The 16,461-nt window shown below is 73.2% G+C and carries 12 protein-coding genes; 6 read left to right on the forward strand and 6 right to left on the reverse strand.

All coding sequences use genetic code 11. The annotated features are described in order from the left end of the window. Nucleotides 1-102: 102 nt before the first annotated feature. The gene (locus AD017_RS18525) at nt 103-1,737 is read right to left on the reverse strand and encodes an NAD(P)/FAD-dependent oxidoreductase (protein ID WP_060574948.1); all 1,635 of its coding nucleotides are present in this window, start codon (nt 1,735-1,737) and stop codon (nt 103-105) included. Between the two features lie 43 nt (nt 1,738-1,780). Next, entirely contained in the window at nt 1,781-2,809 is a 1,029-nt protein-coding gene (locus AD017_RS18530) for an LLM class F420-dependent oxidoreductase (protein WP_010225854.1), read from the reverse strand. Between the two features lie 118 nt (nt 2,810-2,927). Here AD017_RS18530 and AD017_RS18535 point away from each other — a divergent pair, with 118 nt between their 5' ends. Continuing rightward, nucleotides 2,928-3,899 carry an acyl-CoA desaturase gene (locus tag AD017_RS18535; protein WP_029239266.1) on the forward strand — a complete coding sequence of 324 codons (972 nt, stop codon included), beginning with the start codon at nt 2,928-2,930 and terminating at the stop codon, nt 3,897-3,899. A 74-nt stretch (nt 3,900-3,973) separates the two neighbouring features. Here AD017_RS18535 and AD017_RS18540 read toward each other — a convergent pair whose 3' ends face one another. Continuing rightward, nucleotides 3,974-4,672, reverse strand: coding sequence for a LysR substrate-binding domain-containing protein (locus tag AD017_RS18540; protein WP_060574949.1), 699 nt, complete (start codon nt 4,670-4,672; stop codon nt 3,974-3,976). A gap of 58 nt (nt 4,673-4,730) precedes the next feature. On the opposite strand from AD017_RS18540, the gene AD017_RS18545 reads away from it, so the two are divergent. Both AD017_RS18545 and AD017_RS18550 read left to right on the forward strand, forming a co-directional pair. Next, entirely contained in the window at nt 4,731-5,120 is a 390-nt protein-coding gene (locus AD017_RS18545; RefSeq protein WP_010225861.1) for a DUF5997 family protein, read from the forward strand. 51 nt (nt 5,121-5,171) lie between these two features. Continuing rightward, entirely contained in the window at nt 5,172-5,882 is a 711-nt protein-coding gene (locus AD017_RS18550; protein ID WP_060574950.1) for an alpha/beta fold hydrolase, read from the forward strand. Nucleotides 5,883-6,289: 407 nt separating this feature from the next. Here AD017_RS18550 and katG read toward each other — a convergent pair whose 3' ends face one another. From katG to AD017_RS18565, 3 genes are read right to left on the reverse strand one after another with little or no spacing between them, the layout of a single operon-like run. Beyond that, nucleotides 6,290-8,539, reverse strand: coding sequence for a catalase/peroxidase HPI (gene katG, locus AD017_RS18555; RefSeq protein WP_010229536.1), 2,250 nt, complete (start codon nt 8,537-8,539; stop codon nt 6,290-6,292). Further along, nucleotides 8,532-8,981, reverse strand: a complete 450-nt coding sequence (locus AD017_RS18560) for a Fur family transcriptional regulator (protein WP_010229533.1) — start codon at nt 8,979-8,981, stop codon at nt 8,532-8,534. The genes katG and AD017_RS18560 overlap by 8 nt, the downstream gene beginning before the upstream one ends. 55 nt (nt 8,982-9,036) lie before the next feature. After that, nucleotides 9,037-10,596, reverse strand: coding sequence for a long-chain-fatty-acid--CoA ligase (locus AD017_RS18565; RefSeq protein WP_060574951.1), 1,560 nt, complete (start codon nt 10,594-10,596; stop codon nt 9,037-9,039). Nucleotides 10,597-10,802: 206 nt separating this feature from the next. On the opposite strand from AD017_RS18565, the gene AD017_RS18570 reads away from it, so the two are divergent. From AD017_RS18570 to AD017_RS18580, 3 genes are read left to right on the forward strand one after another with little or no spacing between them, the layout of a single operon-like run. Then, nucleotides 10,803-11,726 carry an ATP-binding cassette domain-containing protein gene (locus tag AD017_RS18570; RefSeq protein WP_029239507.1) on the forward strand — a complete coding sequence of 308 codons (924 nt, stop codon included), beginning with the start codon at nt 10,803-10,805 and terminating at the stop codon, nt 11,724-11,726. Further along, the gene (locus AD017_RS18575) at nt 11,723-12,574 is read left to right on the forward strand and encodes an ABC transporter permease (protein ID WP_010229528.1); all 852 of its coding nucleotides are present in this window, start codon (nt 11,723-11,725) and stop codon (nt 12,572-12,574) included. Before AD017_RS18570 ends, AD017_RS18575 begins: the two co-directional genes overlap by 4 nt. 56 nt (nt 12,575-12,630) lie before the next feature. Further along, on the forward strand, nt 12,631-16,452 hold the full coding sequence (locus tag AD017_RS18580) for an ABC transporter ATP-binding protein (protein WP_060574952.1): 3,822 nt from the start codon (nt 12,631-12,633) through the stop codon (nt 16,450-16,452). Nucleotides 16,453-16,461 lie beyond the last annotated feature (9 nt).

Below are 16,461 nucleotides of genomic sequence, written 5' to 3' on the forward strand. Positions count from 1 at the left end.
TGGACGACCTCACACATTCTGTACGCATCGGATACCGGCCGTGACGCGGCCCCCCGTCACTGGGCCGAACGGCGCAGTGACGGGCGGTGCCGGACGGACGTCTCACGCGACGGCCCGGCGGTGTCCCAGCCGGAACCCGCGGTAGCCGTCCCGGGCGACGTCGGCGCACGTGCCGGCGTAGCGGGCGAACCCGCCGGCGTAGGGCATGAACACGCTCGGCTTCCCGGGGACGTTCGCCCCCAGGTACCAGGAGGTGGCGGCGCGGGGCAGCAGCGTCGCGTCGGCCGCCTCCCGGTTGTGCTCGCCCCACGCCTGCTCGGCACCGGGGTCGGCCTCGATCCGGTCGGCGCCGGTGGCGCGCAGGTGGGCCAGGCACCCGGCGATCCAGTCGACGTGCTGCTCGATCGAGCTCGGCATGTTGGTCAGCACCGACGGGCTGAACGGCCCGGTGATCGTGAACAGGTTGGGGAAGCCGGAGACCGCCAGGCCCAGGTAGGTCCGCGGGCCGTCCCGCCAGGCACTGCGCAGCGACGTGCCGTCCGGGCCGGTCGGGTCGAGCCGCAGCAGCGGGCCGGTGAGCGCGTCGAAACCGGTGGCGAACACGATGTCGTCGAGCTCGTGCACGGCGCCCGAGCGCAGCCGCAGACCCTCCGGGACGACGGCCTCGACCGGGTCGGCCCGGACGTCGACGAGCGTCACGTCGTCGCGGTTGTACGTCTCGAAGTAGCCGGTGTCGATCGGCGGGCGCTTGGTGGCGAACCCGTGGTCGTGCGGCAGGAGCCGGGCCGCGGTCTCCGGGTCGCGCACGATCTCCCGGATCCGGTCCCGCACGAACTCCGACGCGGTCTCGTTCGCCGCCTCGTCGGCGAGCAGGTCGCGGTAGCTGGCCCGGAAGCGCAGGCCGCCGCGCTCCCACGCGGCCCGGTAGACGCCGTCCCGCTCGGCCGCGTCCACCTCCAGGGCCGACTGCGGGTTGACGACGAACGGGTGCCCGTTCGCCGAGGCGGCCTGCACCGCGCGGATGTCCGTGTAGTCCGCCTTGTAGGAGCGCGACTCGGCCTTGGACAGGGGGCCGTTGCGGGCCGGGACCGAGTAGTTCGGGGTGCGCTGCAGGACGGTCAGGTGCGCCGCCTCCCGCGCCAGCACCGGGATCGCCTGGATCCCGGTCGACCCGGTGCCGACGACGCCGACCCGCCGCCCCGTCACGTCGACGCCCTCGTGCGGCCACCGCCCGGTGTGGAACCAGCGCCCGGCGAACGTCTCCAGCCCCGGCAGGTCCGGGACGTTCGCCGCGGACAGGCAGCCGACCGCGGTGACCAGGAACCGGCAGTGCAGGTCGGTGCCCTCCTGCACCGAGACGGTCCAGCCGCGCCCGTCGGCGTCCGCGCGGGCGCCGGTGACCGTCGTCGAGAACCGGATGTCGCGGCGCAGGTCGAACCGGTCCGCGACGTGGTCGAGGTAGGCCTTGATCTCCGGCTGCCGCGGGTACCGCTCGGTCCAGGTCCACTCCTGCTCGAGCTCGCGGTCGAACGAGTAGCAGTAGTAGTAGCTCTCCGAGTCGCACCGCGCCCCCGGGTACCGGTTCCAGTACCAGGTCCCGCCGACGCCACCGGCCTGTTCCAGTACGACGGCGGACATCCCCAGCCCGCGCAGGCGGTGCAGCATGTAGAGCCCGGCGAAGCCGGCCCCGATCACGACCACGTCGAAATCGCGGTCCCCGACGTCGGTGTCGACCATGGGATCCAGACCAGCACGCCCGCGTGGGGCGGGGCAAGACCGCTCAGGAGATCCAGGTCTTGAGCTTCTCGAACATCCCGTTGACGTCGGAGGTCATCGGGTTCACGTGCAGGTGGGTGATCCCGTTCTCGCGCAGCGCCGCGATCCGCTCGCGGACGTGACCCTCCGGCCCGATCAGCGCGACCTTGTCGATGAAGTCGTCCGGGAGGGCGGCCATGGCCTCCTCCTTCTTCCCGTCCAGGTAGAGGTCCTGCACGACCTTCGCCGCGTCGGCGTAGCCCTGCTTCGCGAAGACGGTGTTGTAGAAGTTCTTCCCCCGCGCGCCCATGCCGCCGATGTAGAGCGCGTACAGGCCGCGGGCCGCCTGGCGGGCCGGCTCGAACATCTCCTCCTCGAGCGCGCAGATGCCACCACCGGTGATCTGCAGCGGGCCCAGCTCGGGGGCGCGCTTCGCGAAGCCCGCCTCCAGCGACGGCCCGAACACCTCCTGGATCTTCTCCGGCAGCACGACGTGCGGCAGCCAGCCGTTCGCGAGCTCGGCCGTCATCTGGAGGTTCTTCTCGCCCAGGGCGGCCACCCAGATCGGGATGTCCGACCGCTGAGGGTGGTTGATGATCTTCAGCGGCTTGCCGAGGCCGGTGCCGCCGGGCAGCGGGATCGGGTAGAGGCCGTCGTTGGTCAGTTTCTCGTCGCGCTTCCACACCTTCCGGCAGATCTCGATGATCTCGCGGGTGCGGCCGACCGGCTTGTCGTAGGGCACCCCGTGGAAGCCCTCGATCACCTGCGGCCCGGACGCGCCGAGCCCCAGGCTGAACCGGCCGCCGGACAGCGCGTCCAGGCCGGCCGCCGTCATCGCGGTGAGGGTGGGGGTGCGCGAGTAGATCGGGAGGATGGCCGACCCGATCTCGAGTCGCTCGGTGCGGGCCGCGAGGTAGCCGAGCAGGGAGACCGCGTCGAAGCTGTACGCCTCGGCGGCCCAGACGACGTCCAGGCCGGCGCGTTCCATGTCGGTGACCGCGTCCGCGTTGCGGATCGGGTCGTCGCCGTAGGGGAGAACCGTGGAGAGCTTCACCCTCCGGTGAGTAGTCGTAAGTTACTCGCGGGTCAAGTCCACGCGCGGCCGAACCCGACTCGCGATAGGGGGGTTAGCCGCACTGCCGGGCGGGTACGTCCGCCGGTCTCATGGAGGCATGACGCTCGAGGCAGCACCTCCCCGCTCCACCCCCGAGAAGCGGACGCCGCCGCCGGTGACCGAGGGGCAGCGCCCGCCCGGCGCGATGTTCCTGGTGGGGGTCTTCGTGATCCTCCCGACGCTCGCGCTGTTCACCGCGGTCCCGCTCGCGTGGGGCTGGGGGCTCGGCTGGGTCGACGTGGCGCTGTTCGCGGTCTTCTACCTGATCAGCGGTCTCGGCGTGACCGTCGGTTTCCACCGGTACTTCACGCACGGCTCGTTCAAGGCGAAGCGCCCGCTGCGGATCGCGCTGGCGGTCGCGGGCAGCATCGCCCTGCAGGGCAGCGTCCTGGACTGGGTCGGTGACCACCGCCGGCACCACGCGTTCTCCGACAAGGAGGGCGACCCGCACTCGCCGTGGCTCTACGGCACCGGCGCGAAGGCGCTGGTCAAGGGCTTCTGGCACTCGCACATGGGCTGGCTGTTCGACCGCGACCTGACCAACATGAAGCGGTTCGCGCCGGACCTCCTCGAGGACAAGGACATGATGCGGGTCGGCCGGGCCTTCCCGCTGATCGTCGTGATCAGCCTGCTCGGCCCGGCGCTGATCGGTGGCCTCGTCACGATGTCCTGGTGGGGTGCCTTCACCGCGTTCTTCTGGGCCGGTCTGGTCCGCGTCGCGGTCCTGCACCACGTCACCTGGTCGATCAACTCGATCTGCCACATCTGGGGCGAGCGTCCCTTCGCCTCCCGCGACAAGTCCGCCAACGTCTGGTGGCTGGCGGTGCTGTCCTTCGGCGAGTCGTGGCACAACCTGCACCACGCCGACCCGACCTGCGCCCGGCACGGCGTCAAGAAGGGCCAGATCGACATCTCGGCGCTGGTCATCCGCGGCTTCGAGAAGCTCGGCTGGGCGACCAACGTCCGCTGGCCCACCACCCGGCGGCTGGAGAAGCTGTCCGCCAAGAAGCAGGCCGCTGCCGCTGCCTGACCCCTCGCGTCGTCGTACGACCGGCCCCGCACCGATCCGGTGCGGGGCCTCGTCGTGTCCGGGGGACCCGTGGCTCAGCGGCGGGGCCTGCCGCGGCGGGCCGTCCGTCGTCGGGCGGTGGGTCGCTTCGCGGGAGCGGGAGCCGGGGCGTCCTCCCGGCGCGGGGTGCGGGAGCTGTTGACCGTGCGGCCCCGGACGATCCCGATGAACTGCTCCATCAGGTCGGAGGTCTCCGCGTCCGGCCAGGTCAGCACGACGCTCGACGCCGGGGCGCCGGCCAGCGGCCGGTAGGTGAGATCCCGGCGGTGGTGGAGCCGGGCCAGCGACTGCGGGACGACGAGCACGCCGACGCCCGCGGCGACGAGCTCGACCGCCTCGGCGGTCGTGGCGGGGACGACGGTCGCCGCCGTCCCCGGCCCGTCGCCGTCCCAGCCGAGGGTCCCGTCCGCGGGATGCAGGACCAGCTCGTCGGCCAGGTCCTCGACGGTGACCTCGTCGGCGGCGGTGACCACGTGGTCCTTCGGGACGACGACCACGGTGGCCTCGGTGTAGAGCGGGATCGCGTGCAGGCCGGTCCGATCGATCGGCAGCCGGACGACACCGGCGTCCACCGCGCCGGACCGGACGGCGTCCTCCGCCTCGGCGGCGCCCACCGTGACCAGGTCGAGCGGGACGTCGGGCACGCGCTCGGCCCACATGCGGGCCCACTTGCCCGGTGTGACGCCCGGGACGTAGCCGAGCCGGAAGGATGCGGGGGCGCCCGGGTCGGTCACCGGCCCAGGCTATCCGCCGGTGACGGGCCCGCCTGCCGGCCCTCGATACCCTTGCGGGATGACGCCGCAGAAGTCCAGCCAGACGATGAAACCCGCGACGGCGGCGAAGAAGCTCGGTGTGTTCCTCGACGCGACCCCCGCCGAGTTCCGGGACGGTGAGATCTCGCGCGACGAGCTCAACGCCCTGCAGGCCGACCCGCCCGAGTGGCTGCGCGACCTCCGCCGGGACGGTCCGCACCCGCGCCCCGTCGTCGCGGACAGGCTCGGGGTGTCGATCTCCGGACTGGCCCGCGCCGGTATCACCGAGCCGCTGACCACCGAGCAGATCGCGGCGGTGAAGGAGGAGCAGCCCGAGTGGCTGCGCCGTGAGCGCAACACCCGCGCGGAGGCCGACCGGGAGGCCGCGCGGCTGAAGGCCGAGCGGTCCGGGAACCGCCAGGGGAAGTAGCCGGCCGAACGAGGACCGGACCTGTCCGCGACGCCCGGCACGATGCCGGGCATGACGACATACGTGCTGGTCCCGGGGTTCTGGCTGGGTGCGTGGGCGTGGGACGCGGTCGCGGCGGACCTGCGTGGCCGCGGCCACCACGTCGTGGCGGTCGAGCTCGGCCACGACCCGCAGGACACGGCCGAGTCCCACGTCGACGACGTCCTCGCCGCGCTCGCGGAACTCGACGGGCCGGGCGTGCTCGTGGGGCACAGCGGTGGTGGCCCGGTCTGCGCCGCGGCCGCCGAACGGGCCCGGGAACGGGTCGCGCACCTGGTGTTCGTCGACACCGGCCCGCTGCCCGACGGCATGGCGCAGATCGACTTCACCGAGCCGTTCGTGCAGGAGCGGACCCGGGCGGCGATCGCCGGGCACGGTTCCGGGCAGCCGATGCCGTCCCGCGAGGAGTTCGACGAGTTCGGGACGAGCACGGAGGGCATCCCGGACGCGCTGTTCGAGGACGTCCGCGCCCGGTCGCTGGTCGAGCCCGCAGGGGCCGTGCTGACCGGCGTGCAGCGGGGGACACCTGACCCTGCGCTGCCGAAGACCGTCGTGGCCTGCAGCTTCGCCCCGGACGACGTGCGCCCGCTGATCGAGGCGGGGGTGCCGGGCTTCGCCGAGATGGGCGGGCCGGAGTGGTCGTTCGCGGCGCTGCCGACCGGGCACTGGCCGATGCTCTCCGAGCCCGTGCGGCTCGCGGACCTCCTCGACGGCCTGCGGTAGCACCGGCGGTGGCCGGGACGGATCGCCCGGCGTGACCCGCGAGCCGGCCGGAGCACCCCACGAGTGGCACGCCGTCAACCCGGGCCCGATGCCGACGGGTGCATGGCGCGCCATTCGCCCGCACGGACCCGTCACAGCCCGACGATCCCGGACCCTCCCGGGAGCTGATCCGGGCACGCAGCATCCCCGCCGAGATGCGCACGAGCGCGAATTGTCGATCACCGGACGACGCTGGGCTGCATCTCGGCGGGGGGCGGACCGGCGGGGGCGGACCGGCGCGGGGCGGACCGGCGCGGGGCGGACCGGGGCGGGACCGGCGCGGGGCGGATCGGTGGGGCGGGCCCGGACACGACGACGCCCGGGCCGGTGAGGACCGGGCCCGGGCGTCGTGTGGAGCTACGCGACGATCAGATGTCGTAGCGGTCGGCCGTCATGACCTTGTCCCACGCGGCGACGAAGTCCTGGACGAACTTGTCGCCGGCGTCGGCGCTGGCGTAGACCTCGGCGACCGCGCGCAGCTCGGAGTTCGAGCCGAACACCAGGTCGGCACGGGTGCCGGTCCACACCTTCTGGCCGGTGGCGGTGTCGACGGCCTCGAAGGCGTCGTCGTCACCGGCGACGGACTTCCACTCGATCCCGGCCGAGAGCAGGGTCGTGAAGAAGTCGTTGGTCAGGGTGCCCGGCTTGTCGGTGAGCACGCCGGCGGTGTTGCCACCGGTGTTCGCGCCCAGCACCCGCAGGCCGCCGACCAGCACGGTCAGCTCCGGCGCCGTGACGCCGAGCAGGTTCGCGCGGTCCACGAGCTGGTACTCCGCCGGGAGGCGGTTCTCCTTGCCCAGGACGTTGCGGAACCCGTCGGTCGTCGGCTCCAGGTAGGAGAACGACTCGACGTCGGTCTGCTCCTGGGTCGCGTCGGTGCGGCCCGGGACGAACGGCACGGTGACGTCGTGCCCGGCGTCCTTGGCGGCCTTCTCGACACCCGCGGCGCCGGCGAGGACGACCAGGTCGGCGAAGGAGATCTTCTTGCCGCCGGACAGCGAGCCGTTGACGTCGGCCTGGATCGACTCCAGCTTCGAGATCACGGTGTTGAGCCGGGCCGGGTCGTTGACCTCCCAGCTGCGCTGCGGCTCCAGGCGGATGCGGCCGCCGTTGGCGCCGCCCCGCTTGTCCGAGGTGCGGAACGACGAGGCCGCGGCCCACGCCGTCGACACCAGCTCGGAGACCGACAGGCCCGACTCGAGCACCTTCGCCTTGATCGACGCGACGTCGTCGGCGGAGACGAGCTCGTGGTCCACGGCCGGGACCGGGTCCTGCCAGAGCAGCTCCTCCTGCGGGACCCAGGCGCCGATGTAGCGCTCACGCGGACCCATGTCGCGGTGGGTCAGCTTGTACCAGGCGCGGGCGAAGGCGTCCTCGAACTCCTGCGGGTTGTCCCGGAAGCGGAGCGAGATCTCCTTGTAGATCGGGTCGAACCGCAGGGAGAGGTCGGTGGTGAGCATCGTCGGCTTGCGCGCCGGGTAGCCCTCCTCCGGGTCCGGGATGATCGCCTCGGCGTCCTTGGCGACGTACTGCCAGGCGCCGGCCGGGGACTTCTCGACCTCCCACTCGTACTTGAAGAGGAAGTCGAAGAAGTCGTGGCTCCACCGGTTCGGGGTGCGGGTCCAGGTGACCTCCAGACCTGAGGTGATGGCGTCACGGCCCTTGCCGGAACCGAAGCTCTGCTTCCAGCCGAGACCCTGCTCGGTGATGTCGGCGCCCTCGGGCTCCGGACCGACGTTGCCGTTCTCGTCGGGGTTCGCCGCACCGTGGGTCTTGCCGAGGGTGTGGCCGCCGGCGATCAGCGCGACGGTCTCCTCGTCGTTCATCGCCATCCGGCCGAAGGTCTCGCGGATGTCGCGGGCCGCGGCGACCGGGTCGTGGTTGGCGTCCGGGCCCTCCGGGTTGACGTAGATCAGACCCATGTGGGAGGCGCCGAGCGGCTTCTCCAGCTCGCGGTGCGCGACGTCGGTGCTGCCGCCGTAGCGCGCCTCGTTGCCGAGCCAGGTCGTCTCGGCACCCCAGTAGACGTCCTCGTCCGGCTCCCAGACGTCGGCGCGGCCACCGGCGAAGCCGAAGGTCGTGAAGCCCGAGACCTCCAGCGCGCGGTTGCCCGCGAAGATCATCAGGTCGGCCCAGGAGACGGTGCGGCCGTACTTCTGCTTGACCGGCCACAGCAGACGGCGGGCCTTGTCCAGGTTGCCGTTGTCGGGCCAGCTGTTCAGGGGGGCGAAGCGCTGCATGCCGGCGCCGGCGCCGCCACGGCCGTCGAAGGTCCGGTAGGTGCCTGCCGAGTGCCAGGCCATCCGGATGAAGAACCCGGCGTAGCTGCCGTGGTCGGCGGGCCACCAGTCCTGCGAGGTGGTGATGACCGCGTCGACGTCGCGGGCCAGCTCGTCGAGGTCGACGGTCGCGAACGCGGCCGCGTAGTCGAACTCGCCGTGGAACGGGTCGGACGCGGGCTGGTGCTTGCGGAGGACCTTCAGGTTGAGCTGGTTCGGCCACCAGTCGATGTTGCCGCCACCCTCGGTGGGGTGCGGGATGCGGCCGTGGGCGACCGGGCAGCCCCCGTCCTCCTCCCTGTTCAGCTCGCCCTCGACGGTTACCTTCTCGTCAGACACGGGAAATCCTTCCGGGTTCTGTGGTGGTGGAGCAGTCGGGGCACCGTCCCCAGTAGACGACCTCGGCCTCGTCGATCACGAAGCCGCTGCTGTCGGAGGCGGTGAGGCAGGGCGCTGCGCCGACGGCGCAGTCGACGTCGGCGATGGCCCCGCAGGACCGGCAGACGACGTGGTGGTGGTTGTCCCCCACCCGTGCCTCGTAGCGGGCGACGGAGCCCGTCGGCTGGATGCGCCGCACGAGTCCCGCGCCGGTGAGGGCCTTCAGGACGTCGTAGACGGCCTGGTGGGACACCTCGCCGAGATCGTTCCGCACGGCCCGGATGATCGAGTCCGTGTCCGCGTGCGGATGATCGTGCACGGCGTGCAGAACGGCCACCCGAGGGCGCGTCACACGCAGCGCGGCCCCGCGCAGCATGCCCTCGTGGTCCGAATCGGTCGACACGGCTGCGAGCCTGCCGTCGTTTCTGGAACGAGTCAAGTTTCGGCGTGTCTCATTTTCAGACGGTGGAGCGCTCCCGGTCCGCCCAGTACGGCGCCCGCAGGTCCTTCTTGAGGATCTTGCCGGTCGGGTTGCGCGGCAGCTCCTCCAGGACGTCGACGGACTTCGGGACCTTGAACGACGCGAGGTGCGCGCGGGCGTGCGCGAGGAGGCCGTCGGCGTCGACCGTCGCGCCCGGCGCGGCGACCACGCAGGCCTTCGGCACCTCGCCCCAGCGCTCGTCGGGGACACCGATGACGGCGACGTCGCCGACCGTCGGGTGCTCCGCCAGGACGCGCTCGATCTCCGCCGGGTACACGTTCTCCCCACCGGACACGATCATGTCCTTGATCCGGTCGGTGACGTAGACGTAGCCGTCGGCGTCGACGTGCCCGCCGTCGCCGGACCGCAGCCAGCCGTCGGCCGTGACCGCCGACGCGGTGGCGTCCGGCTTGCGCCAGTACCCGCTCATCAGCTGGTCGGTCCGCACCCAGATCTCACCCTGCTCGCCGGTCGGGACCGGGTCGCCGGTCGCGGGGTCGCGCACCTCGATCTCCACGCCGGTGATCGGCTTCCCGGCCGAGACGAGCCGGTGGGCGACGGCCGGGTCGGTGTGGTCCTCCGGCCCGAGCGAGCTGACCACGCCGCAGGCCTCGGTCATCCCGTACACCTGGTGCAGCCGGGGTCCGAACAGCTCCAGGCTGGCGCGCATGACGGGTAGCGGCATCGGCGAGGCGCCGTAGGAGATGGCCCGCATCGACGAGTAGTCCCGGTCCGCCGCGCCGGGCACCTGGGTCATGGCGCCCATCAGCGCCGGCACCCAGAACGTGTGCGTGATCCGCTCCGCCGCGACCATGTCGAGCAGGGCGGCCGGGTCGGGCATCCGGGCCATCACGATCCGCGCGCCCTGCGCGAGCGCGACGAACGCGTAGCTGGTCCCGCCGACGTGGAACAGCGGCATCGCGACCTGCACGACGTCGGACGGGGTCAGCCCGAAGTCGGCGGTGACGTGGGCGGCGTGCGCGAGCATCGCGCCGTGGGTGAGCATCGCGCCCTTCGGGAAGCCGGTCGTGCCCGAGGTGTAGAGCTGCACGAAGCACTCGCCGGGCGCGGCGTCGTAGGGCTCGGGGTCGGGATCGCCCGCGGCGAGGAACGCCTCGTACTCGTCCGCCTCACCGCCCACCTGCAGCACCCGGCGCACCGAGCTCATCCGGTCCCGCAGCTGCGCGGCCGCCGCGGCGAACTCCGGCCCGACCAACAGCAGCCGCGCCTGGGCGTCGTCGATCACGTAGAGGATCTCCGGCGGGGCCAGCCGGAAGTTGACCACCGCGTTCGCCGCGCCGATCCGCGCGCAGGCCAGGGACAGCTCCAGGCAGGACGGGTGGTTGAGATCGAGGACGGCGACCCGGTCGCCGGGGCCGATCCCCTCCGCTCGGAGCGCGGACGCCAGCCTGCGCACCCGCTCGTCGAGCTCGGACCAGGTCCGGCGGACGTCGCCGAAGCGCAACGCCTCGTCGTCCGGGCGTCCGGCCGCGTGCGTGCGCAGCAGGGACGAGACGGTGCTGTTCGGATCGATCACGACGGGTACTCCCGGACGGCTCGGCTCTGAGCATGTGACGCGGGTCATCCTGTCCGTTTCGTCGCGCTCCCGCCAGGGCCGGTCGGCCGTATGCGTCCCGCTCACGGCCCCGGTTCCCGGGTGGATCCGGTACTGGGTCAGGATGGCCGGGCACGCGGCACCCGGGAACGCCCGGGCACAGCCACGCGACCATGCGGGAGGCCCACGTGCAGGAGACTGCACCCGCCGAGCCCGGGCGGATCACCGTCGAGGGGCTGGGCAAGCGGTTCGGGCCGGTCGAGGCGGTGCGCGACCTGTCGTTCACCGTCGAGCCGGGCTCGGTGACCGGGTTCCTCGGCCCGAACGGGTCGGGCAAGACGACGACGCTGCGGATGATCCTCGGACTGGTCGTCCCGACGTCCGGCCGGGCACTGATCGACGACGTGCCGTTCGCCGAGCTGGAGTCGCCGGGGAAGGTCGTCGGCGCGGTCCTCGAGGTGCAGGGGGTGCACCCCAAGCGCACCGCGCGGGCCCACCTGCGGGCGGCTGCGGCCGCGATCGGTGTCGCCGACTCCCGGGTCGACGAGGTGCTCGGGCTGGTCGGCCTGGCCGCTGCCGCCGACCGTCCGGCCGGGGACTTCTCGCTCGGCATGAACCAGCGGCTCGCGCTGGCCGTGGCGCTGCTCGGTGATCCCCGGATCCTCGTCCTGGACGAGCCCGGCAACGGCCTCGACCCGGACGGCATCGCCTGGCTGCGCTCGTTCGTGAACGCCTTCGCGGCGTCCGGGCGCAGCGTGATCGTGTCGTCGCACCAGCTCGCCGAGATGGAGCTGATGGCGCAGCGGCTGGTCGTCATCGACCGCGGCCGCTGCCGGTTCGACGGGGCCGTCTCCGAGCTGCGGGCCGGCCACGGCGCCCGGGTGCTCGTGCGGGCGGCGGACCCCGCGAGGCTGGCGGAGACGCTGGTCGCGGAGGGACTGACCGAGGTCGACAAGATCGACGACGGCTGGCTGGCCGTCGGCGGGACCGACGCGGTCCGGGTCGGCGACCTGGCGCTCACCGCCGGCGTCGCCGTGTACGGCATGACCGAGGAGCGGGTGGGTCTGGAGCAGATGTTCCTGCGCCTGCTCTCGGGTGGGGAGGCGGCATGAAGCTCGGCGCTCCGCACCGCTGGACCGCGGTGCTCTCCGGCGAGGTCCGGCGCACACTGTCGACGAGACTGTGGTGGCTGCTGCTGATCCCGGTGGTGCTGCTGGCGCTCGCGATGAGCCTGTTCGGCAGCCTGATCACGCTGCTCGTCCCGGCCGCGACCGACACCTCGGCGATCCTCATGCTCACCGGGCTGGCCTCGGCGCTGAGCATGACCGCGATCATCGGCGCGGCGTTCGGCGCGCTGCTCGCCGCGGGCGAGTACCGGCACCGGACGATCACGCTCGCGTTCCTCACCGGCTCACGGATACAGGTGCTCGGCGGGAAGGTCGTGGTCGCGGCCGTCGTCGCCGCGGCGTACGGGCTCGTGGTCGCGGTGCTCGGGCCGCTGCTCGGCGGCGCCGTGCTGGGCGGGCAGCAGCTGCCGACCTGGGGCCAGCTGGCCGGACTGGGCGCGGTCGGCGTGCTGGTCTGCGCGCTGTGGGGCGTGCTCGGTGTCGCCGTCGGGACGCTGGTGCCGAACCAGCCCGGCGCGGTGTCGCTGACCGTGGGCTACCTGCTGATCGGCGAGAACGTGGTGTCCGCGGCCCTGCAGGCCGGGGGCTCGCCGTCCGGGGACCCGTCGGTGTTCGCCCGCATCACCCCGTTCCTCCCGGGCAACGCCGGCGATCTCGCGCTGTACGAGGCGCCGGTCTCGGCGGCCGGGACGGACGCGCGGACGGTGCTGGAGTTCCTCGCCGGGGTGAGCGCCCCGCCGCCGGGCTGGGTCGCACTGCTCGTCCTGGCCGCCTGGGCGGTCGCCGGGGTGGCGCTGGCGGTCGTCGTCGGCGGGCGTCGCGACATCACCTGAGGGGCACCCGCCTCGCCGGGCGCGGGACTGTCGGGGGGCGGGCATAGCCTGATCCCGTGTCCCGATCCACCGCTCCCTCCCGCCCGGGCTGGATCCGCCGTCTGGCCGGAGCCTGCCTGAAGCACCGTCGCGTCACCGTCGGCGCGCTGGTCGCGTCCATGGCGGGGGTCGGGCTGGAGGCCGTCGGCCCGCTGCTGATCCGCGAGGGCGTGAACGGTGTGGTCGGCGGGGACCCGGGTGTGCTCACGCCCGTGGTGGCGGGCCTGCTCGTGCTCGGCGTGCTGAAGTTCGGTGGTGCCTTCGTCCGTCGCTATCTGGGCGGGCGGATGGCGCTGGACGTCCAGCACGACCTGCGGCGCGCCGTGTTCGCCGCGGTCCAGCGGATGGACGGGGTCCGCCAGGACCGGCTGCGCACCGGGCAGGTCGCGTCCCGGTCGATCTCCGACCTGCAGCTCGTGCAGGGCTTCCTGTCGATGGTGCCGTTGTCGGCGGGCACCGTCGTGCTCGTCGTCGTCGCGGTGTCGGCGATGCTGTGGCTGTCGCCGCTGCTGACGGTCATCGCGCTGGTGATGCTGCCGCTGGCGTTCCTCGCGACCAACCGGATCCGCCGCACGCTCTTCCCCGCCACGTGGTCCGCCCAGCAGCGGGCGGCCGAGATCGCCCAGCAGGTCGAGGAGACCGTCACCGGGGTCCGGGTGGTCAAGGGCTTCGGGCAGGAGTCGCGCGAGATCACGGCGCTGGAGGGGCGCGCCCACCGGCTCTACGGTGAGCGGCTGCGTGCGGCCGGTCTCACCGCGCGGCTGAACCCGGCCCTGCTCGCGTTGCCCGGCCTCGGGCAGGTGGCGGTGATCGGCGTCGGTGGCTGGATGGCCGCGCAGGGGTCGATCGACCTCGGCACCTTCCTGGCCTTCACGACCTACGTCGGGATGCTCGTCGGCCCGGCGCGGCTGATCGGCGCGCTGGTCGTCACCGGCCAGCTCACCCGGGCCGCCGCGGAGCGGGTCTACGAGATCGTCGACGCCGAGCCGGGGATCGTGGACCCGGACCGCCCGCGGGAGCTGCCCGGGGGCCCGCTGACCGTCGAGCTCGACCGGGTCCGGTTCGGCTACGAGCCCGCCGGGTCCGGGCCCGACGGGGACGCCGCTCCCGATCCGGTGCTCGACGACCTGTCGCTGCGCGTCGAACCGGGGGAGACGCTGGCGCTGGTCGGGCCGCCGGGATCGGGCAAGTCGACGGTCGCCCTGCTGCTGCCCCGGTTCTACGACCCGCAGGCGGGGAGCCTGCGGATCGGCGGGACCGACCTGCGCGAGCTGCGCCTGCACGACCTGCGCGCCGAGCTGGGTGTGGTGTTCGAGGAGGCCTTCCTCTTCTCCGACTCGATCCGGAACAACATCGCCTACGGCCGGCCCGACGCGAGCGACGACGAGATCCGGGCCGCCGCGGAGGCGGCCCAGGTGGCGGGGTTCGTCGAGGAGCTCCCCGACGGGTACGACACCGAGATCGGCGAGCGCGGGCTGACGCTGTCCGGCGGGCAGCGTCAGCGGATCGCGCTGGCCCGGGCCATGCTCACCCGTCCCCGGGTGCTGCTGCTCGACGACGCGACGTCCGCGGTCGACACCGCCACCGAGGCGGCGATCCACGCGACGCTGCACGACCTGACGGCCGACCGGACGACGCTGCTGGTCGCCCACCGGCGCTCGACGCTCGCCCTGGCCGACCGGATCGCGGTGCTCGACCGCGGCCGCGTGGTCGACCTCGGCACCGAGGACGAGCTGCGCGGCCGCTGTGCGCTGTTCCGGGAGCTGCTGGCGACCGGACCCGCCGACGAGCTCGGGGGCTCCGGGCAGGCGGAGGCCCCGGCCCTCGCCCCCGGGAACGGCGTGGTGTCCGGTAACGGCGCGACGGCACCGACCGGGGGTGCCACCCCGGACCTCTGGCCCGACGTGGACCACCCCGAGGACCCGGACCGCGCACTCGGCCGGGAGGCCGGCGGTGGGGCCGCGGGCTGGGCCGGCGGGATCAGTGCCACCCCGGAACTGCTCGACGCCGTCGCGAAGCTGCCACCGGCGGACGAGTCACCGCGGCTGCGGGGTGAGGGGGACCCGACGGCACCGGATCCGGAGTTCCGGCTCTCGTCGCTGCTCCGCCCGGTCCGCCGGCTGCTGGTGCTGGGCGTCGCGCTGATGGCCGCCGACGCGCTGGCCACCCTGGCGCTGCCGAGCATCGCCCGGGTCGCGGTCGACTCCGGGATCGTGGGGACCTCGGGCCGGGTGCTGCTGATCGCCGCCCTGGCCGGGCTGCTGATCGTGCTGGCCGACGCCGTCGTCGTGGGGTTCCAGACACTGGTCACCGCGCGGGCCGGCGAGAGCCTGCTCTACCTGCTGCGGCTGCGCAGCTACGCGCACCTGCAGCGGCTCGGGCTGGACTACTACGAGCGCGAGCTGTCCGGCCGGATCATGACGCGGATGACGACCGACGTGGACGCGCTGTCGACGTTCCTGCAGACCGGGCTGGCGCAGGCGGTGGTCAGCGTGCTGACGATCGGCGGCGTCGCGGTGGCACTCGTCGCGACCGACGCCGAGCTCGCCCTCATCGCCCTGGGCTGGCTGCTGCCGCTGCTCGTCCTCGGCACGGTCGTGTTCCGCCGGTTCTCCTCGCGGGCCTACGCCGAGGCGCGGGAACGGGTCAGCGTCGTCAACGCCGACCTGCAGGAGAACGTCAGCGGCGTGCGCATCGCGCAGGCCTACGTCCGCGAGGAGCTGAGCTACGACCGGTTCGGCGAGCGCTCGGACGCGTACCGCCGCTCCCGGCTGCGCGCGCAGCGCTACATCGCCCTCTACTTCCCGTTCGTCGCGTTCCTGTCCGACGTCGCGGGCGCGGTGGTGCTCGGCGTCGGCGGCATGATGATCGTCTCGGGGGAGATCACCGCCGGGATCCTGACCGCGTTCCTGCTGTACCTGACGCTGTTCTTCGGGCCGGTGCAGCAGCTCTCCCAGGTGTTCGACGGCTACCAGCAGGCCCGGGTCGGCCTGAACCGGATCTCCGACCTGCTGCGCACCCCCACCTCGGTGCCGGACCGTCCGGAGGACCCGGCCCCGGTGCCGGACCGGCTGCGCGGCGACGTGGAGCTCGACCACGTGACGTTCCGCTATCCCGGTGTCGACACCCCGGCGCTCGACGACGTGTCCCTGCGCGTCGCGGGGGGCGAGACCGTCGCGCTCGTCGGGGCGACCGGTGCCGGGAAGTCGACGCTGATCAAGCTGCTCGCCCGGTTCTACGACACCGGCGAGGGACAGGTCCGGGTCGACGGCGTCGACGTCCGCCGCTACCCGCTCGCCGGGTACCGGTCACGGCTCGGGGTGGTGCCGCAGGAGGCGCACCTGTTCACCGGCGACGTCGCGTCCAACATCGCCTACGGCCGGCCCGACGCGTCGCCCGAGCGGATCGAGGACGCGGCCCGCGCAGTGGGCGCGCTCGATCTCGTGCGATCGCTGCCGTCGGGGTTCCGGACGCCGGTCGGGGAGCGCGGGCAGGGTCTGTCCGCCGGGCAGCGGCAGCTCGTCGCGCTGGCCCGCGCCGAACTCGTCGAGCCCGACGTGCTGATCTTCGACGAGGCGACCGCGGCGCTGGACCCGGCGACCGAGGCCTCGGTGCTCGCGGCGGGGGAGCGGGTCTCACAGCGGCGCACGGCGTTCGTCGTCGCGCACCGGCTGCAGACGGCCCGCCGCTCGGACCGGATCGTCGTGCTCGCGGGCGGGCGGATCGTCGAGGAGGGACCGCACGACGAGCTGGTGCGTGCCGGCGGCCGCTACGCCGCGCTGTGGCGTGCCGGCGAGCTGGAGCCGGAGCCGGACAGCCCGCTCGCCACGCAGCCCTGAGCGGGGACG

This window comes from Pseudonocardia sp. EC080619-01, assembly GCF_001420995.1.
Lineage (GTDB): Bacteria > Actinomycetota > Actinomycetes > Mycobacteriales > Pseudonocardiaceae > Pseudonocardia.